This window comes from Burkholderia sp. KBS0801 (genome assembly GCF_005937855.2).
GTDB classification, from domain to species: Bacteria; Pseudomonadota; Gammaproteobacteria; order Burkholderiales; family Burkholderiaceae; genus Burkholderia; species Burkholderia ambifaria.
In genome coordinates this window covers 2,579,622-2,604,109 of the sequence record NZ_CP042177.1, presented here as the reverse complement: position 1 = coordinate 2,604,109, position 24,488 = coordinate 2,579,622, and the positions used below count along the sequence as shown (strand labels likewise).

Genomic DNA, 24,488 nt, shown 5'->3' with positions numbered 1-24,488 from the left:
CGGCGCCCGCCGTCAGCCGGCGCGTGCGCCCGCGAGCGCCGGCCATGCGGCCAGCGCGGCTTGCGCGACCGCTTCCAGATCGCGACGGCTCGCGCCGTCGCGCGCCTGAATCGACATCCCCTGTTGCACCGTCACGTAGTAGCGCGCGATCGCGTCGAGATCCGCGTGCGCGAAGATCTCGCCCGCTGCAACGCCTTCGCCGAGCCGCGCGCGTAACGCGGCGACCGTCTGCTCGCGCATGGCGATCAGTGTTTGCCGGACCGTGTCCGAGCGCTCGGCCGGATGCAGCGCCGACAAGACGATCAGGCAGCCGGCCGGCTTCGACCGGCGCGTGAACACGCGCGCGGTCTGCATCAGGTAGTTCTCGATCGCGTCGTGTGCGCTGCGGGCCTGTTCGACGCCGTCCCAGATCTCGCGGCCCTCCGTTTCCCGATAGTGCTCGATCGCCTGCCGGAACAACGCCTCCTTGCTGCCGAACGCCGCGTACAGGCTCGGCGACGCGATGCCCATCGCGGCCGTCAGGTCCGTCATCGACGCACCCTCGTAGCCGAGGCGCCAGAACACCTCCATCGCGCGATCCAGCGCCGCTTCCTTGTCGAAGCTTCTCGGTCGGCCCCGTTCAGCCATGACATTCGTTCCTTCGTCGATATCTGTATCGATCGATAAAATAATTCAATTGACAGCGTCGCGCAACCTGCCACATTCTGTGTCGGTCGTTACATAAATGACCACAGGAGCTTTCATGAATCGACTTCAGGGCAAGCGCGCACTCGTCACGGGCGGCAGTCGCGGCATCGGCGCGGCCATTGCGAAACGGCTGGCGGCCGATGGCGCGGACGTCGCGATCACTTACGAGAAATCGGCGGAGCGGGCGCGGGCCGTCGTTGCCGACATCGAGGCGCTCGGCCGCCGGGCCGTCGCGATCCAGGCCGACAGCGCCGATCCGGTGGCCGTGCGCGGCGCGGTCGATCATGCCGCGCAGACGCTCGGCGGCCTCGACATCCTCGTCAACAACGCGGGCATCTTCCGCGCGGCCGCGCTGGACGACCTCACGCTCGACGATATCGACGCGACGCTGAACGTCAACGTGCGCGCGGTGATCGTCGCGTCGCAGGCGGCTGCGCGGCATCTCGGGGAGGGCGGGCGCATCGTGTCGACCGGCAGTTGCCTCGCGACGCGCGTGCCCGACGCGGGGATGAGCCTCTATGCGGCGAGCAAGGCCGCGCTGATCGGCTGGACGCAGGGGCTCGCGCGCGATCTCGGTGCGCGCGGCATCACGGTCAATCTCGTGCATCCGGGGTCGACCGATACGGACATGAATCCGGCCGACGGTGAGCATGCCGGTGCGCAACGTTCGCGGATGGCGATTCCGCAGTACGGCAAGGCGGAGGACGTCGCGGCACTCGTCGCGTTCGTCGTCGGGCCGGAAGGACGATCGATTAACGGTACCGGGTTGACAATCGATGGCGGTGCGAATGCATAAACGTAGAAGTGCGATGTAATTTGATTTGATCGTGTGCTGCCGGCAACCGCTGCACCGATGCCGCGCGCGCGATCTCGCGGTCGCGCGCACCCGAATCAGCATCGACGCCCGCGTGATGAGGAAGGTTCGGGATTCTATGCAATGTAGGATGCGCGTCAGCCGCGATGAATGACGGAGGACTGCGAACGGTACCTTCGCGCGGAATTCATTTACAAAGTGCGCTGGCGTACTTACGATGACGCCAACCTGGGCTAGCGGAACATCGTATGCGTACAGTCGATCAGGCGATGCTTGCCGCTCTCTGCCTTTGTCTTGCCGCATGCGGCGGTGGTGGTGGTGATGACAACGCTGCGGCGGCACCGCAAACCGTTGCGGGTACATCGACATCTGCCGGCGCCGCATCCGGCGCATCGACTTCATCGACGAATTCCGGAAGCTCTGGCTCGACCGCCGGGGCGACCGGCATCACTCCCGGCGCGACGCTTCAGCCGTCCAGCGGCTCCAAACCGGTTCTCGTCGCCGATGTGACGGTCTCCCCGGCCGCCGACGGCAGCGATCAGGCCGACGCGTTGCAGAAAGCATTCGACAGCCTGCAGGCCGGCCAGCGCCTGGTGATCGCGCCGGGCCGCTACGTCGTCGGGCATTCGCTTGCCGTGACCGTGCCGCAGGCGGTGATCTCCGGATATGGCGCGACGCTCGCCGCCACGAATCCGGCCGACCAGACGATTGTGATGCGCGGCGCCGGTTCGACGCTTGTCGGCGTGACGCTCGCCGGCACCGGCACGACGCGGCTCACGACGCCCGAGTCGACCAAGGTCGAGGTGACGGGCGCGGACGTTCAGGTGCTCGGCGTGACGGTCCAAGGGGGCGCGAGCGCGGGGATTTTCGTGTTCGGCGGCAGCGGGATCGCGATCGTCGGCAATACCGTGCGGGCGACGCTGGCCGACGGCATCCATACGACCTACGGGGCGACCAACGTGCTGGTGCAGAACAATACGGTGACGGGCACCGGCGACGATCTGATCGCCGTGGTCAGTTATCTCGGCGACGGCCGGCTCAGCAGCAACGTGCTGATCGACCACAATTCTGTGTCGGGTAATGCATGGGGGCGCGGCATTACCGTTGTCGGCGGGCAGGGCGTGACGATCTCGAACAACACGGTCGATGGCGTCGAGAAGGCGGCGGGTATCCTGGTCGCGCAGGAAGACAGCTGGAAGACTTATGGGTCGTCGAACGTCGTCATCGCCGGCAATACCGTGACCAACATCCAGAACTCGAACGTGAACAATGGCTTGCAGCCGACGCAACAGGGCGCGATCGAGCTGGATACATGGACGGGAACGGTGTCGGGCGTCGCGGTGACGGATAACCGTGTGTCGGGATCCGGCTATGCGGGGTTCCGGGCGTATGGGAACGTGTGTTCGTTCAGTGTGACGGGCAATACGTTTTCGTCCATCGCCGGGTTGCCGGTCGGGCTGTTGACGAACGGGTGCGCCGTGGAGCGGATCGTCGTCGATGCGAATCGGCTCGGGGATGGCAGTGTGCTGGCGCCGCCGGCCGGGGCGTCGTCGACGGGGACGTTTGCCGTGACGGGGGTGAATGTGAGTTTGATGCCGAAGGTCAGGACGGGGTTGATGCGGTGAGGCGCTGTTGCGCCCCCGCGCACGCGCGTGAGCGCTGCGGGAAACGCCGGTTCCAGAGAGAATCGTGCATTCAGTAATTGGAACGGGTGCGCGACACAGGGGCGTGAGAGAAATGGTGACAGACCGCAGCCTCCAGAGTCGCTCCCGCGCTTGATTTGGGTTGCGACTACTTTCGTTCCGAGCGGGAATCTGGTGTAATTTGAGATTAGTTGCGTGATTGCCCCCGGAGTGTGGATCGTTCGCCGACCCGCGTCGACTCGGAAAGGTGGATTCGTGTCCGCGAGACGGTCTTCGATCTTCCGCCGCGCTTGATTGCTTCCGACGCAACCGGCGTTGCAGCAGCGACGCGACACTCCTGACATCTGCCAGCCGTATGCTTTGCGTGGTCGTGCAACCTTTGCACTCCGACGCGTCCGGCAAGGTTGCTAACCACCCTGCGCAAACATTTTGGTTGACAAACGAAGTGAAACAACTCCTCCAAATTGTCGGGTCGCTACATCAATACGCGAGTCGCGATGACTATCCGGCTCATCATGCTGGCTGAGCACGGGATCCGCCGTCATCACCACTCCGGGCAAGGCAGCTAGCCGCTCGACGTTCAACACAGGATTTTGATGAAAGCAGTCATTCTTGCGGGTGGACTGGGGACGCGCATTTCGGAGGACACGGTCAACCGCCCGAAGCCGATGATCGAAATCGGCGGCAAACCGATCCTCTGGCACATCATGAAGATTTATTCCGCTTATGGCGTGAATGACTTCGTGATCTGCTGCGGGTACAAGGGCTACATGATCAAGGAGTATTTTGCGAATTACTTCCTGCATACGTCCGATGTCACTTTCGATATGCGGACCAATGACATGCAGGTGCATCAGCAATATTCCGAACCCTGGAAGGTCACACTGGTTGATACCGGCGAATCGACCATGACGGGTGGGCGTCTTCGTCGCGTGAAGAATTTCGTCCAGGACGAGGAAGCATTCTGTTTCACGTATGGCGACGGCCTGAGTGACGTCAATATTACCCAACTCGTCGAATACCACCGGAAGAGCAACACGCTCGCCACGCTCGTGGCCGCGTTTCCACCCGGCCGCTTTGGCGCGCTGGATATTCACGACAACAAGGTCACGTCGTTCAAGGAAAAACCGAAAGGCGACGGCGGGATGATCAATGGCGGCTTCTTCGTGCTGTCGCCGAAGGTGATCGATCTGATTTCCGGCGATGCGTGCGTGTGGGAACAGGAGCCGCTCGAGCAACTCGCCGAGCGGGGCGACCTTGCAGCGTACGAGCACGAAGGATTCTGGCAGCCGATGGATACGTTGAGGGACAAATTGCTCCTCGAAAAACTTTGGCAGACCAATGAGGCGCCATGGAAGGTGTGGTCATGATCACACCGTCGTTCTGGTCCGGAAAACGTGTCTTTCTGACTGGCCATACGGGTTTCAAGGGGAGCTGGTTGACGCTGTGGCTCCGTTCGCTCGGCGCGGAGGTCACCGGTTATGCGCTCGCGCCCGACACCACGCCAAACCTGTTTTCGCTCGCACGAGTGGAAGAGGGCATCGAGTCGGTGATCGGCGATATTCGCGATCGCGGACAGTTGCTCGACGCGCTGCGCCGTGCCGGCCCGGAAATCGTGATCCACATGGCGGCGCAATCGCTCGTTCGGACGTCGTATTCGAATCCGGTGGAAACCTACGAAGCCAACGTAATGGGCACCGTGCATGTGCTGGACGCGATCCGTCAAGTACGCAGTGTCCGGTCGGTTGTGATCGTGACGACCGACAAATGCTACGAAAATCGCGAATGGGAGTGGGGCTACCGCGAGAACGAAGCGATGGGCGGCTACGACCCGTATAGCAGCAGCAAAGGATGCGCGGAACTCGTTACCGCTGCATATCGCAGTTCGTTTTTCAACGAAGCCGCCTACGATACACATCGCGTTGCCATTGCGAGCGCGCGTGCCGGTAATGTGATCGGCGGAGGCGACTGGGCATCGGACCGCCTCATTCCGGACATCATCAAGGCGATCAGCGCCGGCGAAATCGTCAACATCCGCAATCCTCGCGCGATTCGCCCGTGGCAGCACGTGCTGGAACCGCTTTGCGGCTATCTGCTGCTTGCCGAGAAACTGTACGTCGAAGGGCCGCGTTACGCCGGCGCGTGGAATTTTGGGCCCAACGATATCGATGCCCAACCCGTGCAGGCGATTGTCGAGCGGCTGACTGCCCGGTGGGGTGACGGCGCACGCTGGCAGCTCGATGGCGGCGATCATCCGCACGAAGCCACCTACCTCAAGCTCGACTGTTCGAAAGCACGTGCCCGGCTGGGATGGCATCCCCGTTGGGACCTCGATTTCACCTTGGACAAGATCGTCGATTGGTACAGGGCGGCGCACGAGCACGAAGACGTAAGAGCGCTGACGCTCGCCCAGATTGCCGACTACTCCCGGTCATAGTTATTTATCGCCCCAATGAACAAAGATCAAATCCGCATGCAGATCATCGAGCTCGTCAAGCAGTATGGCGAACTCGCGACTCGACCCCCGGCCTTCGAGCCTTGCCAGACAGCCGTGCCCCCGTCGGGCAAGGTGATTGGGGCACATGAAATGGAGCTCATGGTCGAGGCCTCTCTCGACGGCTGGTTGACGACGGGACGATTCAACGAAGCATTCGAAAAAAAGCTCGCTGCGTATCTCGGCGTCGATTACCTGATTACCGTGAACTCCGGTTCGTCGGCCAATCTGGTGGCATTCTCGACGCTGACATCACCGAAACTTGGCGATCGCGCCATTCGTCAGGGCGACGAAGTAATCGGTGTCGCAGCGGGTTTTCCGACTACGGTCAATCCGATTCTTCAATTCGGTGCGGTTCCGGTATTCGTTGACGTCGAACTGGGTACCTACAACATCGACGCGACGAAGATCGAGGCGGCCATCTCGCCGAAAACCAAGGCGATCATGCTCGCCCATACGCTCGGCAACCCGTACAACCTCGAAGCGATCACCGCGCTGTGCAGGAAGTACAACCTGTGGCTGATCGAGGACTGCTGCGACGCGCTTGGCGCCACTTACAATGGCCAACTGGTCGGCACCTTCGGCGATATCGGCACGCTCAGTTTCTACCCGGCCCATCACATCACGATGGGCGAGGGTGGTGCCGTGTTCACCAATAACCCCGAATTGAAACTCATCGCCGAATCGTTCCGTGACTGGGGGCGCGACTGCTATTGCGCGCCCGGCAAGGACAACACGTGCGGCAAGCGCTTTTGCTGGAAGCTCGGCACACTTCCGGAAGGCTACGACCACAAGTACACCTATTCCCATCTCGGCTATAACCTGAAGATCACCGACATGCAGGCGGCATGCGCACTCGCGCAAATGGACCGACTGGATGGATTCGTCCAGGCGCGCCGCGAGAATTTTCGCTATCTGCACGAGCGTTTGCAGACTTGCGCGGAACATCTGATCCTGCCGCATGCGACACCGAACGCCGATCCGTCATGGTTCGGCTTTCCGATCACACTGAAGCCCGAGGCGGAGTTCTCGCGCGTCGACTTGCTGACTTACCTCGACCAGAACAAGATCGGCACCCGCCTGCTGTTTGCCGGCAACCTCACGCGTCAGCCTTATATGGTTGGCCGGGAATATCGCGTGAGCGGCGACCTGATGAATACTGACATCGTGATGAACCAGACATTCTGGGTCGGCGTATACCCAGGGCTGAGCCACGAAATGCTCGACTTCATCGTCGAGAAAATCGAGACGTTCGTCGGCGTCAATTTCCAGGGGTGACATCAATGCGGAAGCCGTACCCACGAGAAGATCTCGATCTGGTCATCCAGCATACGGCGGATGTCTGGTCGGCTTTCCGTGGGGCGCGACTGTTCGTCACGGGTGGCACGGGTTTCATCGGATCCTGGTTGCTGGAAGCGGTACAGCACGCCAACCGGATACTCGGTAGCGGGATCGACGTTGTCGTGCTGAGCCGTAACCCCGAGAAAGCGCGTGCGTTTGCACCGCATCTTTATGCAGTCCCCGGCGTGGAATTGCACGAAGGCGACGTGATCGATTTCGACGCGACGGCAGGCACGATGGGAGCGATCGATCTTTGCATTCATGCGGCGACCGACGTCGCTGATATCGCAAAGGCTCGCGATGGTTTGCGGGTGTTCGATGCGAATGTAACCGGGACACGTCGGGTGCTGGATCTCGCCCGTTCGAATGGTGCGACACGCTTCCTGCTGACATCGAGCGGCGCCATTTACGGGCAGCAGCCGGCGACGCTGGAGCGGACGCCCGAGAGCTATTGCGGCGCGCCTGACACGCTCGACACACAAGCAGCGTATGGACACGCGAAGAGGTCGGCTGAATGGCTCGCGTCGGCCTACGGCGAGCAGCATGACATCAGTGTTTCCATTGCGCGAATCTATGCGCTCGTCGGCCCCGGTATCCCGGCAGACGGTCCATTTGCCGCCGGTAATTTCATCCGTGATGCGCTGGCGGGGCAGCGCATTGTCATCAAGGGCGATGGCCGGCCTCTACGCAGCTATCTGTACATCGCCGATGCCTGTATCTGGCTTCTGCGCATGCTGCACGGCGGCGTGACGGGGCGCGCCTATAACGTGGGCTCCGAACGCGCCGTGTCGATTCTCGAACTTGCTCGCATGGTGGAGACGCTCTGCGACGCACGCGAGGCTACCGTGCCCGATATGGCGCCTGCGCCGGGTCCGGCGCCACGCTATGTACCCTCGACCTCGCTCGCGCGTCATTCGCTTCGCGTGGAGGAGTACACGCCGTTAGAGGCGGCCCTTACCAAGACGATCAACTGGAATCGAAACACGGCCACGGCATGAAGACATTCGAATCGTCCCGGATTCGCAAGACCATTCTCGATATGGCGTTCGCAGGATCGACCGTCCATATCGGTTGTGCATTTTCCATCGTTGAACTGCTGGCCGTTCTGTACCGCAAACACCTGCGCTACGAGCAAAGTAACCCGCGTTCTCCCGGTCGCGATTACATGGTGCTGAGCAAGGGCCACGGTGTGATGGCTCAGTACGCTTGTCTGAATGAAATCGGGTGGCTCTCCGATGATGAAATTGCCCATTACTTTGGCAACGGCACGCGCCTGAAGGGGCTCGCCGACGCGCACGTGCCCGGCATCGAAACCACGGCAGGGTCGCTCGGACACGGTCTTTCCGTGGGGGTCGGTCTTGCGTTGGCTGCGAAGCGAAACGGCACCGATCAGAAGTGCTATGCGCTCGTTGGAGACGGCGAACTGAATGAAGGAGCGATCTGGGAAGCGGCGCTCTTTGCGGCTCAGTTCAAGCTCGACAACCTGATCGTCATCGTCGATGTGAATGGATTTCAGGCCATGGGCACGACAGACGAGGTGATCGGACTCGGCGACATCCGTGCCAAGTTCGAAGCATTCGGTTTCGATGCCATCTCTGTCGATGGTCACGACGAAACCGCGATCGATCAAGCGTATCAGACACTGAAGACCCGAAACGACGGGCGCCCGAAAGCGATGGTGGCTCGCACGGTCAAAGGCAAGGGTGTTTCGTTCATGGAGCACGAAAATATCTGGCATTACACGCGGCTCACGGCGCAAACGTACGAAGTCGCGATTGCCGAGCTTGGAGAGAAGCGATGAGGGATGCGTTTTCCGATGCCATCGTGGGTGCGGCGCGGCAAGATCCCAAGGTTCTTCTGCTGACCGGCGATCACGGCTATGCGCTCTTCGATGCATTTCGCAAAGCATGTCCCGATCAGTACATCAATTGCGGGATTGCCGAGCAGAATATGGTGGGGGTGGCAGCGGGTCTCGCCAAGGCTGGATTCAAACCCATCGTCTACGGGCTCGCCGCATTCGTGCCCATTCGCGTCCTGGAACAGATCAAGATCGATGTCTGCTATGAAAATCTGCCGGTGACGTTCATCGGCGATGGCGCCGGCGTCGTCTACGCACAACTGGGTACGAGCCACCAAAGTACGGAGGACATCGCTGCGCTTCGCGCGATCCCGCAATTGTCGATCTATTCTCCTGCCGACCGGTTCGAATTGACGGCATGCATGCAGGACATCTCGACCAGACAGACGCCCGCCTATCTGAGAATGGGCAAGGCGGATCTTGGCGATGTGCACGCCGGACCGCTCGACTCGTGGTGCGATGGCGATGCCGTCCCGTTGACGAACGAAGCGCACTCGAGCCTTTTCATTGCGACAGGTTCGGGCGTGAAGCTGGCTCAGAAGGTCGCTGCTGCTATCGGTGGCGCGGACATCGTCTCCGTGCCCTGCATCAAACCCTTTCCTGTCGATTCGATCCGCAGGCTCGCGGCGGGCAGGCAAGCGATCGTGACGTTTGAAGAGCATTCGATTTACGGTGGACTCGGTGGCGCCGTCGCGGAGACGCTGATGGGCAGTTTTGTCGGGGCGTTCGTGCGTGTGGGCATTCAAGACAGGTTCAGTACGTTGTGTGGCAACTATGCCTATCTGATGGAAAGCCATGGCCTTTCGCCGGATGCCGTCACAGAGCAAATAAAAAAGGCACTCGATGCAGGCGTCTGATTCCGACCGTGAGCCTTTGACAAGGACGCTTGTCCAGCTATTGCGTTTTCTGGCGGTCGGCGGGCTGAACACATTGGTCGGCTATTCGTTATTTGCGCTCCTGACTTACGCGGGTCTCGCGTACCCCGTCGCTATCGGGCTCGCGACCGTCGGCGGTGTGCTTTTCAACTTCCAAAGCGTCGGACGGCTCGTCTTCGACGGAGCGCCGCGGTCGCGCTTCTGGCGATTCGTCGGCGTCTACTGTGTGATCTACCTGTTGAATCTCGGCGGAGTCCGCTTGCTGCTCGGCCTCGACGCAAACATCTACATTGCGAATGCTCTGACGCTGCTTCCGCTCAGCGTCATTGCGTTTATCCTGAATCGCCGCTTTGTTTTCAATCTGCCATGAAGCATATAACCGTTGTCACGCCTTGTTTCAATGAAGAGGAAAACGTTCGGGCCGTCTACGAAGAGACTCGTCGCGTGTTCTCGACGATTCCCGAGGTGACCTACGACCATCTTTTCATCGACAACGCATCGACGGATTCGACGGTCGCTATCCTGCGAACGATCGCCGCGGAGGATCCGGCGGTCGGCGTGATCGTTAATGCACGGAACTTTGGACATATCCGATCGCCGATGCATGGTCTGTTGCAAGCAAAGGGCGATGCCGTCATTCTGCTGGTCGCCGACTTGCAGGACCCGCCCGATCTGATGCGTGAGTTCGTGAAGCACTGGCTCGCCGGCGCCCCTGTCGTGGTCGGCGTAAAACCCGAATCGAAAGAATCGGCGCTCTTTTTTGCACTGCGCAGGATGTACTATCGCCTGGTCACGCAGATCGCCAACGTCACGCTGATTCAGAACTTTACGGGGTTCGGGCTTTACGACCGCAAGGTCATCGAGATCCTGCGACAGATCGATGATCCGTATCCTTACTTTCGCGGACTCGTATGCGAGATCGGGTTCGAGATCAAACAGATTCCATACGTCCAGCCGCGCCGCAAACGGGGCATTTCGAAGAACAACTTCTATACGCTCTACGATATCGCAATGCTGGGTATTACCTCGCATTCGAAGGTGCCGTTGCGACTTGCCACGATCGCCGGGTTCTTTCTTTCGGGCCTGAGCCTTTTCGTGTCGTTCATGTATTTCGTCCTGAAGCTGGTGTTCTGGAGCAGCTTCACGATCGGCAGTGCTCCGATGCTGATCGGTCTGTTTTTCTTTGCATCGGTACAGCTGTTCTTCATTGGGCTGCTGGGCGAGTATGTCGGCGCGATTCTCACCTATGCGCAAAAGAGACCGTTGGTGGTCGAACGCGAGCGGATCAATTCAGGCGGGACCGCCGTCGAGGCCCAAGTGGCCCCGCGACCGAATTGACCGACAGTCCTGATAACCTGCTGAGCCAGCTGCATGAACGACCGACCTTCCGACCGAATTTCCTACATGCAATCGTCTGAAAAGCGTGTGCTGCCCCAATGGACATTTCCTGGCGCGCTGATGGCGGTTTCTCTGGTCGCCGGCTGGCAGCTATCGGGTGCGGCCTATCTCGGCATTCATCTCCCGCTCATCTACGGAAGCGATGGCATTTTCACGCTGTCGTTGATACAGCTTGCGGTCAGGAGTCACTGGTTCCTCAGCACTCAACTGCTAGGCGCGCCGTTCGGCGCGAACCTGTATGACTATCCGATTCCAGACTCGGGCAGTATGCTCGTGCTCAAGATTCTCGGTCGGACCTTTGGCAATCCCGCGACCGCGCTCGACCTCTACTATCTGATTGGATTTCCGCTCAATGCAATCGTGGCGTACTGGGCGCTGCGGAAGTTTCAGATCTCGAGGGCACTGAGTTTCGCGGGGGGATTCATCTTTACGCTGCTCCCGTTCCACTTCCTGCGACTTCATCATCTCTTCTATACCTGGTACTTTGCCGCCCCGACGTTCGTCTGGTTCGCCAAGCGGATCTGGGACGGAGAAATGCCTTTCAGCCTGCAGCGAGGTGCCGCGAAGAGAACGCTGTTCGACGCGTTGATCCTTCTCGCGCTTTCATGCTTCGGCGTGTATTACGCGTTCTTTGGCGTTCTTTGCCTGCTGACAGCCGGCATCGTGCGAGGGGTTCAGCAGAAAGCGATCACGGCGACCTTGCCTGCGATCGTGGCCGTGGCGATCGTATCGTTCGGCATCGTGGCCAATGTCAGTCCGAACCTGATTTACCGGATGCAGCACGGTGTCAATCAGGAAGCGGCGCAGCGCTCGCCGAGCGAAGCGGAGCTATACGGTCTCAAGATCGACCAGCTTCTGTTGCCGCGGCCGGATCATCGCTTCAAGCCATTCGCGAAGCTCACGGCGGACTACTCGACAACGTTTCCGCTCGTCAACGAAAACGCCTTTGCATCGCTTGGCATCATCGGCAGCGCAGGCTTGCTGAGTCTCGTGATTCTCGTGGTCGCGCCGACGCGGCGGCGCGTTCCGGAAGGCCCCCTGCAAATCCTTGCAAGTCTCACGATTGTGCTCGTGTTGTTCTGCACGGTTGGTGGATTTTCCGGCGTATTCAGTCTGCTCATCAGCCCGATGATTCGCGCGTGGAACCGCGTCAGCGTATTTATCGCCTTTACGTCGATTGCCGCGGTGTTGCTGCTGATCCAGCGATATCTGATCGTCGGTGAACGTGGTTCTCTCCGGGCCGCGACCTTCTGTTTGGCGTTGTGCACGTTTGCGCTTTGGGACCAGGCAACGGCCCCCTCGCTGACCCGCCTTGAAAAGAACAGGGCTGAATTCAATAGTGATGAGCGTTTCGTGCATGCGATCGAACAGCGGGTGCCGGCCGGAAGCGCGATCTATCAGTTGCCGTACGTCGCATTTCCCGAAGGACCGATGCTCAACCGTCTCGAGTCCTATGATCTGGCGCGGCCCTTTCTGCATACCAGCGCGCTCAGGTGGAGCTTCGGCGGCATGAAGGGGCGCGATGGCGATCTGTTCTTTCGCTCCCTCGCGCTTGAATCCGTCGCGCGGCAGATTGAAGTGATCAAGCGGATCGGCTTCAACGGTATCTATATCGACCGGCGCGGTTATGCCGACCACGGTGCTGCCATCGAGGCGGAACTTACCCGAAATCTTGGTATGGCGCCGATTGTCAGCCTGACTGGCGATCAGGCTTTTTTCGCTCTTCCAAGGCAATCGGCTGAAAAGAGCGACGTGGATCTGTCCGGAATGACCGCGCATCAGATCATGGAACGGGCCGGCTATGTCGTCGACAAATTGGGGCCGCGGAACAACAACACACTCAGCGAAGGCTTCGACCTCGCGACGACGAGCGTACCGATGTTCATCGAGAATCTTCGCGGTCTGTCGGCGCCAGAACACTGGGGGCGTTGGTCGGATGCCAATGTGTTCCCCGAGGTGGAACTGAGCTTCGTTCAGCCACTTCCGGCACACTTCACGCTGCATATTCGCATGCTGGGATACGGTCCGAACGTTGGGCAACCGTCGAGCATCATGGTTGGCCAACAGGTACAGACCGTGATTCCAGGTGACGGGATTCGCGAATTCGCGTTGCGCTTCGACAACCCGACTGCTGCGCGGACGATCCGGATTCGACCGGCATCGCCGCATTCTCCGCAGCAAAGCGGTGGGGTTGGCGATGGCCGACTGCTTGGCGTCGGCATAGCGAAATTCTGGATAACGACCGGCGAGGGCGAAACGGCCGAAATGGAATCCCGGCGATACGGCGCCGGGTGATGCCTGGCGATGGGCCAGAGCGGCGGCGCGTTGGGAATCTTGAGGCGGCTGGGCGCTTGCCTAGTCTCCGACAGAATTCATGTCCGTATGACTGGACAAGCACCGGGGGGCTCGTGAAAAGACCCCCGAAAGAACGCCCAGATACTATCTCTCGATCGCCGCGATCACGGGGCTGGCCGACTTTGGCTGACTTTGGTTGCGCTGAGCATGGGCTGGGCGAAATCAGCTCTCCGCACCGTGATCAGCCCGGTAAGCAAAAAGCCCGCTTGCTTTCGCAGAGCGGGCTTCGATGTTGGTTGCGGGGATAGGATTTGAACCTATGACCTTCGGGTTATGAGCCCGACGAGCTGCCAGACTGCTCCACCCCGCGGCGCGAAGTGTACCCCGGACTGTTGCAGTGCGTCAAACTTTCAGCGCGTCTCGTCGAAATCGAGCGAACGTGCGTCGCGCGGCTGGGCCGCTCGCCTCCGTTGGCTGCACGCTCGAAGACGAGGGTGTCACGTTGTTTGCTAGCCAGGTAACACTTTGGGTAACAGCCGGAGCACCGTCGGGATGGAGCGCTTCGGTAGTTCGTCTCCAGGCGGCTCAAGGAAAAAGGAAAGCCCGCAAGCTCGGGCCGAAGACGTGAAAAAACCGCCCGGAGGCAGCTCATGATTATTTAAACTGCCAATTATCCAAATCAATTCGGCGACAGTTGAACCATCGTTTGGAGCGAGTTTGACCTCACGACGCGATAAGATGACAACGCACGAAGAAGATCGACGTCGAGCTCTGGTGCGCTCTTACCCACGCCAACGAACACACAATCAAATTTTCCTTTCCTCATCTGCGCGATCATCGAGTCTCGATCTGAAACAGTAAGCGTTTCCGCAATGCCGGGACCAATCAGCGGGGAGACCAGGCGACGGGATGCATAATAAAGTCCTTGTCGTTTAGACAAGATGACGCACGTCTCACCCTTTCTCGTATTCGACGAAATAAATGCGATTTCATTGCTAACGACCGGCGATGCTGGAACTGACCATTCATCGATCGCCGCCTTGGTAGAATCCGCGAGCGTTGGAATCCCCCGAACGAAAGCCAAACAGCAAAGCAGGACAACTCCTCCCGTGACGGCCGCAGGCGCTACAAATCCCCGGTGCAGTATCCCGGCTGCCGTGGCTCGAACAACCCGATCTGCCATTAGTGACGCGGTCAGCAGCGCCGGCCACGATACCGTGACGAGATTCAGGATATGAGATCTGCCCTCGTAGTAGACAAACAGGCCTATTCCGATGAGGCTCGCGTAGAGCAGCAGATCGGCAGCGCGATTTCGGGGTGATTTCCGCCATGTCGATGCGGCCACCAAGATCCCCATCAGATACACGCCGAGAATTGCGATCCACGGACTTGCCCTCAATGGTAGCGGCAGCATCATGAAGCCCAGCCCATAGAATAGCTTTTGGTATTCGAAGAGCCACGTCCACTGTAGAGATCGATCTGCCTTTGTCGACAGGTAAACCGCTGCAGTCGCTATCGCTATCGCAAATACCCCAACATGTAGCAACAGCTTCAACACGATCTCGCGGCGCTCCAGACACGAGCTGGATCTGTCTCGCGACAACAGCGCGGCCCATTTTGCCACCAGGAATGCGCCAAAGGCGATCTCCACCATTACACCCGAATCGGCATTCCACAGACTAGCGATCGCGCCAATCAACGACATTAACGCGGCGCGGCACCGGCTCGGTTTTCGGGCATAAAAGTGGAAGGCCAATACAGAGAGTGCCGGCCAAAAAAACCGTACAGGCCAATATTGGAAGTACTGTTCTGGAATGCCAACCAGGAACAAACACGTCTCATAGGTAACCATCACAAGCGCGACGCCGAACGCGATCTTGAACAATGGATGCCGAAGTGCACGCTGTGCGACGTAAAATACCGCGCCAAGCGAGGCTAGCTGCATGACCCCGAACAGCACCGAGAAAGAGAAAATCGATAAACCAAAAAATCGGAGGGCGGGTGCGATGAATTCCGGGAAGAGTCCGTACTGCGACGGGAGATCGGCAAGAAGCGTTCGACCACCGACCACCTGGCTCACGGAATATATGACCGCATCCATACTTGTCGACCACGTCGTCCCTTCCGTCATCGAGTTCTCGCTGACTATTCTCCAGGCGAGCAACTGAAGCACGGCACTCGCAACGAACAGCGACCATGAGATGACGCGCGACGATCTATAGGTGCGATAAGTCAGCACCTTCGTTTGTGTAGCACACGCGAGTGCGGTAACCGCAACCAGGCCGCAAAACATCAGCAACGGATACACGCCTGTCGGAGTCCGTCCTGTCAGTAGCGACACATCAAACCCGAACCGCGCGAATGGCACGCAGAATGCCCCGGCTACGCCGAAGGGGATCGCCCGAAACAGTATTGCTGGCATTGACCGCACAGAATTGCTTCGGACCGTAAGTGCACCCAGGAATGCACCGATGGGCAACGACAATGCAAGCAACAGAAAGGTAAAGCGCTCGACCGGCTTGGGCGATAACAGCGATCGATAGAGCGGTAGCAGCATGGAGGCATCGACTGCCTTCCCTTCGACATGCGGCGCATACAACGCTGCCACGAGCCACGCCAGGACAGCCGCACCGGACGCAAAAGCCAGAAACGCGCAGTAGAGCCACGACACGGACTCACTGGCGCATGCGCGCCATGCAACTGAACGCGTTTCGATACGAGTAGTATCCATGCCGGGCAGAAGCGCTTAAATGACGGAGCATTCTACGCGATCTCCGCGGCTGAACTTAATGCGGCCTCATGATCCAGTCGGCACGGGCAGCCCCGGTTCCGAGACACCGGATTTTTCGTAAAACGATGCCCATCGTTGCTCGTCAACATCGACGGTGCCAAGGTTTTGCTTATGCGGGCGCGTCTTGCGTGCGATAAGTTATGCAACGATTTCGGATTCACTCGAACCGGAAAATTGAACATTGAGAGCTGTCGTATTTTTCCTTGGATGTCGTATGAAGTCGTGAAAATCGCCGCCGATGGGAGAGGGCGGGGAGCAGCGCTTGCCGATCACTAGATTGTCTGGGGCGGGAGAACGGCGAGGTTGCTGAACGACAACCTGACAAGAGGTCGCCGGGCAGCGGCAGTTATTTCCAACGGTGGTCGCTGATGGAGGGTTGCAACAAAAAACCCCGCACAGCCAAGCGTGACGGGGTTCTTGTGGCGAAGCTGGTGAAACTATGGAGGCTCTCTGGTCCCCCCGACAGGAATCGAACCTGTATCTAGCGCTTAGGAGGCGCTTGTTCTATCCATTGAACTACGGGGAGAGCCGAGTCCGCGATATCGCGTGCAAAAACGCGACCGGGACGGCGATGTGGACAGCGCGCAGAGTATAGCAAACGCGCGGCGCATCGGCGGACGGAATGCGTGCCGATGCGCGGCGCGCGTGCTCAGTGCGTCCGGAAACCGAAAACCGGATACACGAAACCGGAATCAGAAATCGACGACGACGAAATCTTCCTTGCCCACGTCGCACAGCGGGCACCGCCAGTCGGCAGGAATGTCGGCGAAACGGGTGCCGGCGGGGATCCCCTCGTCGGGCAGCCCTTCCGCTTCGTTATAGACCCACCCGCAAATCAGGCAGACCCAGCTCTGGTATTCGATTACTTCGCTCATAGCGCGTTCGGGATGAAGAAAGTCGGTCATGCCGTCCGCGGCACGGCCAACGGACGAAAGGCGCAATGGTACCGTAATTTCGCCGAACACCTGCGCAACGTCCTTTTAAACGTACGCATCGCGAACAACGGCAGTCATCGCACGGGCCGGGCACGCAGTGTATGCTTCGTGAGCCTTTCAATCTGAAGGAGGAAACGATGCTCAACAAGAAATGGATCGCAGGTGCGGTATGTGTCGCGGCACTGGCCGTGTCGACGCTCGCGCGTGCCGAGGCGCGCGTGTTTTTCGTCGAGCCGAAGGATGGCGCGACGGTGTCGAGCCCCGTGCACGTGCAGTTCGGCCTCGAAGGGATGGCGCTCAAGCCGGCCGGCGACATGACGCCGGACACGGGCCACCATCACCTGCTGATCGACGGGAAGCCGGTGCCGAAGGGCGACGTGATTCCCGCCTCCGAACATTCGCTGCACTTCGGCAAGGCCCAGACCGAAACCGACGTGAAGCTGCCGCCCGGCCAGCACACGCTGACGCTGCAGCTCGGCGACGGCGCACACCGTTCGTATGGTCCCGAGCTGAGCTCGACGATCACGGTCAACGTGAAGTAATCGCACCTCCCGCCTGCGGGCGCCCGGCCGGGAAGCTACGACGGGATGCCCGCCGCGCCGGCCCCGCGGGGCGCCGAAACGCGCCACGCCGGCGCCGTCCGCCGAGCGCGCGCCTGCAAGCAGTCACAGCACGAAAAGCACCGCGCACCGGCATAGTCCGTCAGGCCATCCCGGCGCAGGCCTCCGCCCCCGGTACAATGGGCGCTTCCGATTTCTCTCTTCGCCGTCTCCCCATGTCGCTTTATTCCATTACCGGCGCGCAACTCGCGTTCGGTCACGTCGCGTTGCTCGATCACGCGGACTTCTCGCTGGAAGCCGGCGAACGCGTCGGCCTGATCGGCCGCAACGGCGCAGGCAAGTCGTCGCTGCTGAAGATCGTCGCCGGGCTCGCGAAGCCCGATGACGGGCTGATCACGCGCCAGCAGGAGCTGGTGACCGTCTACGTGCCGCAGGAGCCCGAATTCGAACCCGGCGCGACGGTGTTCGAGGCCGTGGCATCGGGGCTCACGCACACGCGCGAAGTGCTCGAAGAATACGATTCGATCGCGCACCGCCTCGCCGAGACACCCGAAGGCGCCGAGCACGATGCGCTGCTCGCGCGGATGAACGCGCTGCAGTCGTCGCTCGACATGCACGACGCGTGGAACTGGCGCACGCGCGTGTCGATGACGCTCGCGCAGATCGGCCTGACGGACGGCGACGCCAGCGTCGACGCGCTGTCGGGCGGGATGCAGAAGCGCGTCGCGCTGGCGCGCGCGCTGGTGCTGCAGCCCGACGTGCTGCTGCTCGACGAACCGACCAACCACCTCGACTTCGACGGCATCCGCTGGCTGGAAGAACTGTTGGTCTCGCAGCGCGCGGGCCTGCTGTTCATCACCCACGATCGCGCGTTCCTCGACCGCGTCGCGACACGCATCGTCGAACTCGATCGCGGCGGGCTGCTGTCGTATCCGGGCAATTTCTCCGCGTACCAGACGCGCAAGGCGCAGCAACTCGAAGTCGAGCGCGTGGAAAACGAGAAGTTCGACAAGCTGCTCGCGCAGGAAGAAGTGTGGATCCGCAAGGGCGTCGAGGCGCGCCGTACGCGCAGCGTCGGGCGCATCGCGCGGCTCGTGCAGATGCGCAACGAGCGCGCGGAGCGCCGCAATTCGCAGGGCAACGTGAAGCTCGACGTCGCGCAGGGCGAGAAGTCGGGCAAGATCGTCGCGGAACTGACGGACGTGACGAAGCGCTACGGCGATCGAACGGTGGTCGACACGTTCTCGACGTCGGTCATGCGCGGCGACAAGATCGGTTTCGTCGGCCCGAACGGCGCCGGCAAGACCACGCTGCTCAAGCTGATCCTCGGCGAGCTGAAGCCCGACGCGGGCACGGTGCGCACGGGCACGAACCTGCAGGTCGCGTATTTCGACCAGATGCGCGCGCAGCTCGACCAGGACAAGAGCCTGGCCGATACGATCAGCCCCGGTAGCGAATGGGTCGAGATCGGCGGCGTGCGCAAGCACGTGATGAGCTATCTCGGCGACTTCCTGTTCGCGCCGGAACGCGCGCGCTCGCCGGTGAAGTCGCTGTCCGGCGGCGAGCGCAACCGGTTGCTGCTCGCGCGCCTGTTCGCGCGTCCGGCCAACGTGCTGGTGCTCGACGAACCGACCAACGATCTCGACATCCCGACGCTCGAACTGCTCGAAGAGCTGCTGGCCGACTATGACGGCACGGTGCTGCTCGTGAGCCACGATCGCGCGTTCCTCGACAACGTCGTGACGTCGGTGATCGCGGCCGAGGGCGACGGCAAGTGGCGCGAATACGTCGGCGGCTTCACCGACTGGCAGATCCAGAGCGAGCGTTCGCAGCAGCTCGCGCAGCAGGAAGCGGCGAAGCGCGCGGTGAAGGAAGCAGCGCCGGTCAAGGAAGACCCGGCGAAAAGCGCGGCCGGCCGTAACGCGCAGCGCACGGTCAAGCTGTCGTTCAACGAGCAGCGCGAGCTCGATGCGCTGCCGCAGAAGATCGCGGCGCTCGAGGAAGAACAGAAGACGATCAACGCGCAGCTCGAGGACGGCGCAATCTTCGCGAAGGATCCGCAGGAAGGCACGCGCCTGACCGAGCGGTTCGCGGCGATCGACGACGAACTGCTCGCCGCGCTCGAGCGGTGGGAGACGCTCGAGGCGAAGCGCAAACCGGTCTGACGCACGCACGGCGCGCCGCGTGTCGCGGGCGGGCGCGTCGTATCGCCGCCCGCACCGCGCGACGATCTTGCGATGGCGCGCCACGCGGAACCAGTAAAATACTGCGCGTCCCGGGTCGCGCAGCGCATGCCGCGCGCCCGCTTTCGAAGCAGTCCAAGCACAGCGTTGTTTCGATTCGCTTTTTTACGGAACTCAACGTTTTGTCCACGACGTTATCCACACCAGGTGTGGACAACGTCCCGATGAATGACGAAATTCAGCGCCTATGTCAACGAAGAAGCCCAGCGCGGCCTATAGCGAAGCATCGATCAAGGTGCTCAAGGGTCTCGAGCCGGTCAAGCAGCGGCCCGGCATGTACACCCGTACCGAAAATCCGCTGCACATCATTCAGGAAGTCATCGACAACGCGTCCGACGAGGCGCTCGGCGGCCACGGCAAGCAGATCACGGTCACGCTGCACGCCGACCAGTCGGTATCGGTCGAAGACGACGGCCGCGGCATCCCGTTCGGCATGCACCCCGAGGAAGGCGTGCCGGTCGTCGAGATCGTGTTCACGCGCCTGCACGCGGGCGGCAAGTTCGACAAGGCCGCCGGCGGCGCGTACACGTTCTCGGGCGGCCTGCACGGCGTCGGCGTGTCGGTGACGAACGCACTGGCGACGCGCCTCGACGTGACGGTCTGGCGCGACGGCAAGATCGCCGAACTCGGCTTCGCCGACGGCGATGTCGTGAAGCCGCTCACGGCGCAAGGCGCGGGGCGCGGCGAGAAGAAGTCCGGCACGCGCGTGCAGGTGTGGCCGAATCCGAAGTACTTCGATTCGCCGAACTTGCCGCTCGGCGAGCTGCAGCGCCTGCTGCGCTCGAAGGCCGTGCTGCTGCCGGGCGTCGAGGTCGTGCTCGTCAACGAGAAGACCGGCGAACGCCAGACGTGGAAATACGAGGACGGCCTGCGCGGCTACCTGCTCGACGAGATGAACGGCAGCGAGCTGCTGATCCCGCTGTTCGAGGGCGAGCGCTTCGCCGATGCGCGTTCGACCGACGAAACCTTCGCCGAAGGCGAGGGCGCGTCGTGGGTCGTCGCATGGAGCGAGGAAGGTTCGCTCGTGCGCGAGTCGTACGTGAACCTGATCCCGACGCCGGCCGGCGGCACGCACGAGTCGGGCCTGCGCGACGGTCTCTACCAGGCGGTGAAAAGCTTCGTCGAACTGCACAACCTGCAGCCGAAGGGCGTGAAGCTGCTCGCGGAAGACGTGTTCGCGCGCGTGTCGTTCGTGCTGTCGGCGAAGGTGCTCGACCCGCAGTTCCAGGGGCAGATCAAGGAACGCCTGAACAGCCGCGACGCGGTGAAGCTCGTGTCGTCGTTCTCGCGGCCGGCGCTCGAGCTGTGGCTGAACCAGCACGTCGAGCACGGCAAGAAGCTCGCCGAACTCGTGATCAAGCAGGCGCAGGCGCGCACGCGCGCGGGCCAGAAGGTCGAGAAGCGCAAGAGCTCGGGCGTCGCGGTGCTGCCCGGCAAGCTGACCGATTGCGAGACGGAAGATATCGCGCGCAACGAGCTGTTCCTCGTCGAGGGCGACTCCGCGGGCGGTTCCGCAAAGATGGGCCGCGACAAGGAATACCAGGCGATCCTGCCGCTGCGCGGCAAGGTGCTGAACACCTGGGAAACCGAGCGCGACCGCCTGTTCGCGAACAACGAGGTGCACGACATCTCGGTGGCGATCGGCGTCGATCCGCACAGCCCGGACGAAACCGTCGACCTGTCGAACCTGCGCTACGGCAAGATCTGCATCCTGTCGGACGCGGACGTCGACGGCTCGCACATCCAGGTGCTGCTGCTCACGCTGTTCTTCAAGCACTTCCCGCAGCTGATCGAACGCGGCCACGTGCATGTCGCGCGGCCGCCGCTGTTCCGCGTCGATGCGCCCGCGCGCGGCAAGAAGCCCGCGCAGAAGCTCTACGCGCTCGACGAAGGCGAACTCGAGGCGACGCTCGACAAGCTGCGCAAGGACGGCGTGCGTGAAACGCAATGGAGCATCAGCCGCTTCAAGGGGCTCGGCGAAATGAGCGCGGAGCAGCTGTGGGACACGACGATGAACCCCGACACGCGCCGCCTGATGCCGGTGAAGCTCGGCGAGCTCGACTACGAGTCGACCGTCGCGCGGATGACGATGCTGATGGGCAAGGGCGAGGCAGCCGCGCGGCGCGGCTGGCTCGAGGAAAAGGGCAACGACGTCGAAGCGGACATCTAACCCGCGCGGCCGGGCATGACGCCCGGCCCGGCCTCACGCCATTTACGAATACGGAATTCAGATGGACGACAATACTTCCGATCTCTTCGCCGGGTCCGACGCACCGGACGCCGATGCGCTGACGCTCGGCAATTACGCGGAGCAGGCGTACCTCAGCTACGCGGTCAGCGTCGTGAAGAGCCGCGCGCTGCCCGACGTGTGCGACGGCCAGAAGCCGGTGCAGCGCCGGATCCTGTTCGCGATGAACGAAATGGGCCTCGGCCCCGACGCGAAGCCGGTGAAGTCGGCGCGCGTGGTCGGCGACGTGCTCGGTAAATACCACCCGCATGGCGACCAGTCGGCGTACGACGCGCTCGTGCGTCTCGCGCAGGATTTCTCGCTGCGCTATCCGCTGATCGACGGGCAGGGCAACTTCGGCTCGCGCGACGGCGACGGCGCGGCGGCGATGCGATACACCGAAGCGCGGCTCACGCCGATCTCGAAGCTGCTGCTCGACGAGATCGACCAGGGCACGGTCGACTTCATGCCGAACTACGACGGCTCGTTCGAGGAACCGAAGACGCTGCCGAGCCGCATGCCGTTCGTGCTGCTGAACGGCGCATCGGGCATCGCGGTCGGCCTCGCCACCGAAATCCCGTCGCACAACCTGCGCGAGGTCGCGGCGGCGGCGGTCGCATTGATCCGCAATCCGAAGCTCACGCACGCGGAGCTGATGAACCTGATTCCCGGCCCGGACTTCCCGGGCGGCGGCCAGATCATCTCGAGCGACACCGAGATCGCGGCGGCCTATGAAACCGGCCGCGGCAGCCTGAAGGTGCGCGCGCGCTGGAAGATCGAGGATCTCGCGCGCGGCCAGTGGCAACTCGTCGTCACCGAGCTGCCGCCGAGCACGTCGGGCCAGAAGGTGCTCGAGGAAATCGAAGAGCTGACCAACCCGAAGCTCAAGCTCGGCAAGAAGACGCTCACGCCCGAACAGCTCAACACGAAGAAGGCGATGCTCGACCTGCTCGACGCGGTGCGCGACGAGTCGGGCAAGGAAGCGGCGGTGCGGCTCGTGTTCGAGCCGAAGTCGCGCACGATCGATCAGACTGAATTCGTGAACACGCTGCTCGCATACACGAGCCTCGAGTCGAACGCGACGCTGAACCTCGTGATGATCGGCGCCGACGGCCGGCCGGGCCAGAAGGGGCTGCTGACGATCCTCGACGAATGGGTGAAGTTCCGCCAGCTGACGATGACGCGCCGGTGCCGCCATCGTCTCGCGAAGGTCGACGATCGCATCCACATCCTCGAAGGGCGGATGATCGTCTTCCTGAACATCGACGAGGTGATCCGCATCATCCGCGAGGCGGACGAGCCGAAGGCCGCGCTGATGAGCGCGTTCGGCCTCACCGACCGCCAGGCGGAAGACATCCTCGAAATCCGGCTGCGTCAGCTCGCGCGGCTCGAGAAGATCAAGATCGAGAAGGAACTCGAGACGCTGCGCGACGAGAAGGCGAAGCTCGAGGAGCTGCTCGCGAACGAAAGCGCGATGAAGCGGCTGATGATCAAGGAGATCGAGACCGACGCGAAGCAGTACGGCGACGATCGCCGCACGCTGATCCAGCAGGAAAAGCGCGCGACGTTCGAAGCGAAGGTGGTGGACGAGCCGGTGACGGTCGTCGTGTCGCAGAAGGGCTGGGTGCGCGCGCTGAAGGGTCACGGGCTCGACCCGGCCGGCTTCACGTTCAAGGCGGGCGACCACCTGTACGCGGCGTTCCAGTGCCGCACGCCCGACCGCCTGATCGCGTGGGGCAGCAGCGGCCGCGTGTACTCGGTCGACGTGTCGGTGCTGCCGGGCGGCCGCGGCGACGGTGTGCCGGTGACCTCGCTGATCGAGCTCGAATCGGGCTCGCACCTGATGCACTACTTCGCGGCGCCGGTCGACCAGCAACTGCTGCTCGCATCGAGCAATGGGTTTGGCTTCCTCGCGAAGGTCGGCGACATGGTGAGCCGCGTGAAGGCCGGCAAGGCGTTCATGACCATCGATACGGGCGCGGTGCCGCTCGCGCCGATGCCGGTGCTGCCGAACGCGACGCAGGTCGCGTGCCTGTCGAGCGGCGGCCGGCTGCTGGTGTTCGGGATGGACGAGATGAAGACGCTGTCCGGCGGCGGCCGCGGCGTGATCCTGATGGCGCTCGACGACAAGGAAACGCTCGTGCAGGCGCTCGCGATCGACCCGGCCGGCGTCGTGCTGATCGGCACCGGGCGCGGCGGCAAGGCGCAGGACGAGACGCTGTCGTACGCGGGGCTCGCGCCGCACATCGGCAAGCGCGCACGCAAGGGCCGCACGCCGGAGACGAAGCTCAAGGTCGTCAACGAACTGCGTCCGCTGCTCGGCTGAC

18 protein-coding genes and 2 tRNA genes are annotated in these 24,488 nt (G+C 61.8%); 15 read left to right on the top strand and 5 right to left on the bottom strand.

Annotated features, from left to right (window positions below; all coding sequences use genetic code 11):
- Positions 1 to 12 precede the first annotated feature (12 nt).
- A complete protein-coding gene (locus FFI87_RS12380) occupies positions 13 to 627 on the bottom strand; it encodes a TetR/AcrR family transcriptional regulator (protein WP_012364415.1) in 615 nt (204 codons plus the stop codon).
- A gap of 115 nt (positions 628 to 742) precedes the next feature.
- Between FFI87_RS12380 and FFI87_RS12375 the strand changes: the two genes are divergently transcribed.
- The 11 genes from FFI87_RS12375 to FFI87_RS12325 all read left to right on the top strand — a co-directional run bounded on the left by FFI87_RS12375 (position 743) and on the right by FFI87_RS12325 (position 13,405).
- Positions 743 to 1,483, top strand: coding sequence for an SDR family NAD(P)-dependent oxidoreductase (locus FFI87_RS12375; protein WP_012364414.1), 741 nt, complete (start codon positions 743 to 745; stop codon positions 1,481 to 1,483).
- A gap of 464 nt (positions 1,484 to 1,947) precedes the next feature.
- Positions 1,948 to 3,126: a right-handed parallel beta-helix repeat-containing protein gene (locus tag FFI87_RS12370; protein ID WP_244108073.1), complete on the top strand. Its 1,179-nt coding sequence runs from the start codon at positions 1,948 to 1,950 to the stop codon at positions 3,124 to 3,126.
- A gap of 614 nt (positions 3,127 to 3,740) precedes the next feature.
- Positions 3,741 to 4,514, top strand: a complete 774-nt coding sequence (rfbF, locus tag FFI87_RS12365; protein ID WP_012364412.1) for a glucose-1-phosphate cytidylyltransferase — start codon at positions 3,741 to 3,743, stop codon at positions 4,512 to 4,514.
- Positions 4,496 to 5,581 carry a CDP-glucose 4,6-dehydratase gene (rfbG, locus tag FFI87_RS12360; RefSeq protein ID WP_244100820.1) on the top strand — a complete coding sequence of 362 codons (1,086 nt, stop codon included), beginning with the start codon at positions 4,496 to 4,498 and terminating at the stop codon, positions 5,579 to 5,581. The genes rfbF and rfbG overlap by 19 nt, the downstream gene beginning before the upstream one ends.
- A 15-nt stretch (positions 5,582 to 5,596) precedes the next feature.
- Positions 5,597 to 6,916 carry a lipopolysaccharide biosynthesis protein RfbH gene (gene rfbH / locus FFI87_RS12355; protein WP_138847348.1) on the top strand — a complete coding sequence of 440 codons (1,320 nt, stop codon included), beginning with the start codon at positions 5,597 to 5,599 and terminating at the stop codon, positions 6,914 to 6,916.
- 5 nt (positions 6,917 to 6,921) lie between these two features.
- Positions 6,922 to 7,977: an NAD-dependent epimerase/dehydratase family protein gene (locus FFI87_RS12350; RefSeq protein WP_138847349.1), complete on the top strand. Its 1,056-nt coding sequence runs from the start codon at positions 6,922 to 6,924 to the stop codon at positions 7,975 to 7,977.
- Positions 7,974 to 8,780 (top strand): transketolase, encoded by an 807-nt coding sequence (locus tag FFI87_RS12345; RefSeq protein ID WP_138847350.1) that lies wholly within the window; start codon positions 7,974 to 7,976, stop codon positions 8,778 to 8,780. The genes FFI87_RS12350 and FFI87_RS12345 overlap by 4 nt, the downstream gene beginning before the upstream one ends.
- On the top strand, positions 8,777 to 9,694 hold the full coding sequence (locus tag FFI87_RS12340; RefSeq protein ID WP_138847351.1) for a transketolase family protein: 918 nt from the start codon (positions 8,777 to 8,779) through the stop codon (positions 9,692 to 9,694). The genes FFI87_RS12345 and FFI87_RS12340 overlap by 4 nt, the downstream gene beginning before the upstream one ends.
- Positions 9,681 to 10,082 (top strand): GtrA family protein, encoded by a 402-nt coding sequence (locus FFI87_RS12335; protein WP_012364406.1) that lies wholly within the window; start codon positions 9,681 to 9,683, stop codon positions 10,080 to 10,082. The genes FFI87_RS12340 and FFI87_RS12335 overlap by 14 nt, the downstream gene beginning before the upstream one ends.
- On the top strand, positions 10,079 to 11,050 hold the full coding sequence (locus FFI87_RS12330) for a glycosyltransferase family 2 protein (RefSeq protein WP_105785299.1): 972 nt from the start codon (positions 10,079 to 10,081) through the stop codon (positions 11,048 to 11,050). The genes FFI87_RS12335 and FFI87_RS12330 overlap by 4 nt, the downstream gene beginning before the upstream one ends.
- 33 nt (positions 11,051 to 11,083) lie before the next feature.
- Positions 11,084 to 13,405, top strand: coding sequence for a DUF7024 domain-containing protein (locus tag FFI87_RS12325; protein ID WP_138847352.1), 2,322 nt, complete (start codon positions 11,084 to 11,086; stop codon positions 13,403 to 13,405).
- A 293-nt stretch (positions 13,406 to 13,698) separates the two neighbouring features.
- On the opposite strand, the gene FFI87_RS12320 is transcribed toward FFI87_RS12325, so the two are convergent.
- The 4 genes from FFI87_RS12320 to FFI87_RS12305 all read right to left on the bottom strand — a co-directional run bounded on the left by FFI87_RS12320 (position 13,699) and on the right by FFI87_RS12305 (position 17,071).
- Positions 13,699 to 13,775: transfer RNA gene (locus FFI87_RS12320), tRNA-Met, on the bottom strand.
- Positions 13,776 to 14,084: 309 nt separating this feature from the next.
- A complete protein-coding gene (locus FFI87_RS12315; protein ID WP_138847353.1) occupies positions 14,085 to 16,013 on the bottom strand; it encodes a hypothetical protein in 1,929 nt (642 codons plus the stop codon).
- Positions 16,014 to 16,647: 634 nt separating this feature from the next.
- Positions 16,648 to 16,722: transfer RNA gene (locus FFI87_RS12310), tRNA-Arg, on the bottom strand.
- A 166-nt stretch (positions 16,723 to 16,888) separates the two neighbouring features.
- Positions 16,889 to 17,071 (bottom strand): rubredoxin, encoded by a 183-nt coding sequence (locus FFI87_RS12305; protein ID WP_012364402.1) that lies wholly within the window; start codon positions 17,069 to 17,071, stop codon positions 16,889 to 16,891.
- 197 nt (positions 17,072 to 17,268) lie between these two features.
- On the opposite strand from FFI87_RS12305, the gene FFI87_RS12300 reads away from it, so the two are divergent.
- From FFI87_RS12300 to parC, 4 genes are all read left to right on the top strand, one after another.
- Complete coding sequence (locus FFI87_RS12300; RefSeq protein WP_138847354.1) at positions 17,269 to 17,673, top strand: DUF4399 domain-containing protein; 405 nt, start codon at positions 17,269 to 17,271, stop codon at positions 17,671 to 17,673.
- Positions 17,674 to 17,870: 197 nt separating this feature from the next.
- Positions 17,871 to 19,856: an ATP-binding cassette domain-containing protein gene (locus FFI87_RS12295; protein ID WP_175741639.1), complete on the top strand. Its 1,986-nt coding sequence runs from the start codon at positions 17,871 to 17,873 to the stop codon at positions 19,854 to 19,856.
- Positions 19,857 to 20,121: 265 nt separating this feature from the next.
- The gene (locus FFI87_RS12290; RefSeq protein ID WP_138847355.1) at positions 20,122 to 22,104 is read left to right on the top strand and encodes a DNA topoisomerase IV subunit B; all 1,983 of its coding nucleotides are present in this window, start codon (positions 20,122 to 20,124) and stop codon (positions 22,102 to 22,104) included.
- Positions 22,105 to 22,165: 61 nt separating this feature from the next.
- Complete coding sequence (parC, locus tag FFI87_RS12285; RefSeq protein WP_012364397.1) at positions 22,166 to 24,487, top strand: DNA topoisomerase IV subunit A; 2,322 nt, start codon at positions 22,166 to 22,168, stop codon at positions 24,485 to 24,487.
- Position 24,488 lies beyond the last annotated feature (1 nt).

What these genes read in the sequence shown, in the direction of transcription:
- FFI87_RS12380 (WP_012364415.1), bottom strand. Translation starts at nt 627, where the DNA reads ATGGCTGAACGGGGCCGACCGAGAAGCTTCGACAAGGAAGCGGCGCTG.
- FFI87_RS12375 (WP_012364414.1), top strand. Translation starts at nt 743, where the DNA reads ATGAATCGACTTCAGGGCAAGCGCGCACTCGTCACGGGCGGCAGTCGC.
- rfbF (WP_012364412.1), top strand. Translation starts at nt 3,741, where the DNA reads ATGAAAGCAGTCATTCTTGCGGGTGGACTGGGGACGCGCATTTCGGAG.
- rfbG (WP_244100820.1), top strand. Translation starts at nt 4,496, where the DNA reads ATGGAAGGTGTGGTCATGATCACACCGTCGTTCTGGTCCGGAAAACGT.
- rfbH (WP_138847348.1), top strand. Translation starts at nt 5,597, where the DNA reads ATGAACAAAGATCAAATCCGCATGCAGATCATCGAGCTCGTCAAGCAG.
- FFI87_RS12350 (WP_138847349.1), top strand. Translation starts at nt 6,922, where the DNA reads ATGCGGAAGCCGTACCCACGAGAAGATCTCGATCTGGTCATCCAGCAT.
- FFI87_RS12345 (WP_138847350.1), top strand. Translation starts at nt 7,974, where the DNA reads ATGAAGACATTCGAATCGTCCCGGATTCGCAAGACCATTCTCGATATG.
- FFI87_RS12340 (WP_138847351.1), top strand. Translation starts at nt 8,777, where the DNA reads ATGAGGGATGCGTTTTCCGATGCCATCGTGGGTGCGGCGCGGCAAGAT.
- FFI87_RS12335 (WP_012364406.1), top strand. Translation starts at nt 9,681, where the DNA reads ATGCAGGCGTCTGATTCCGACCGTGAGCCTTTGACAAGGACGCTTGTC.
- FFI87_RS12330 (WP_105785299.1), top strand. Translation starts at nt 10,079, where the DNA reads ATGAAGCATATAACCGTTGTCACGCCTTGTTTCAATGAAGAGGAAAAC.
- FFI87_RS12325 (WP_138847352.1), top strand. Translation starts at nt 11,084, where the DNA reads ATGAACGACCGACCTTCCGACCGAATTTCCTACATGCAATCGTCTGAA.
- FFI87_RS12305 (WP_012364402.1), bottom strand. Translation starts at nt 17,071, where the DNA reads ATGAGCGAAGTAATCGAATACCAGAGCTGGGTCTGCCTGATTTGCGGG.
- FFI87_RS12300 (WP_138847354.1), top strand. Translation starts at nt 17,269, where the DNA reads ATGCTCAACAAGAAATGGATCGCAGGTGCGGTATGTGTCGCGGCACTG.
- FFI87_RS12295 (WP_175741639.1), top strand. Translation starts at nt 17,871, where the DNA reads ATGGGCGCTTCCGATTTCTCTCTTCGCCGTCTCCCCATGTCGCTTTAT.
- FFI87_RS12290 (WP_138847355.1), top strand. Translation starts at nt 20,122, where the DNA reads ATGTCAACGAAGAAGCCCAGCGCGGCCTATAGCGAAGCATCGATCAAG.
- parC (WP_012364397.1), top strand. Translation starts at nt 22,166, where the DNA reads ATGGACGACAATACTTCCGATCTCTTCGCCGGGTCCGACGCACCGGAC.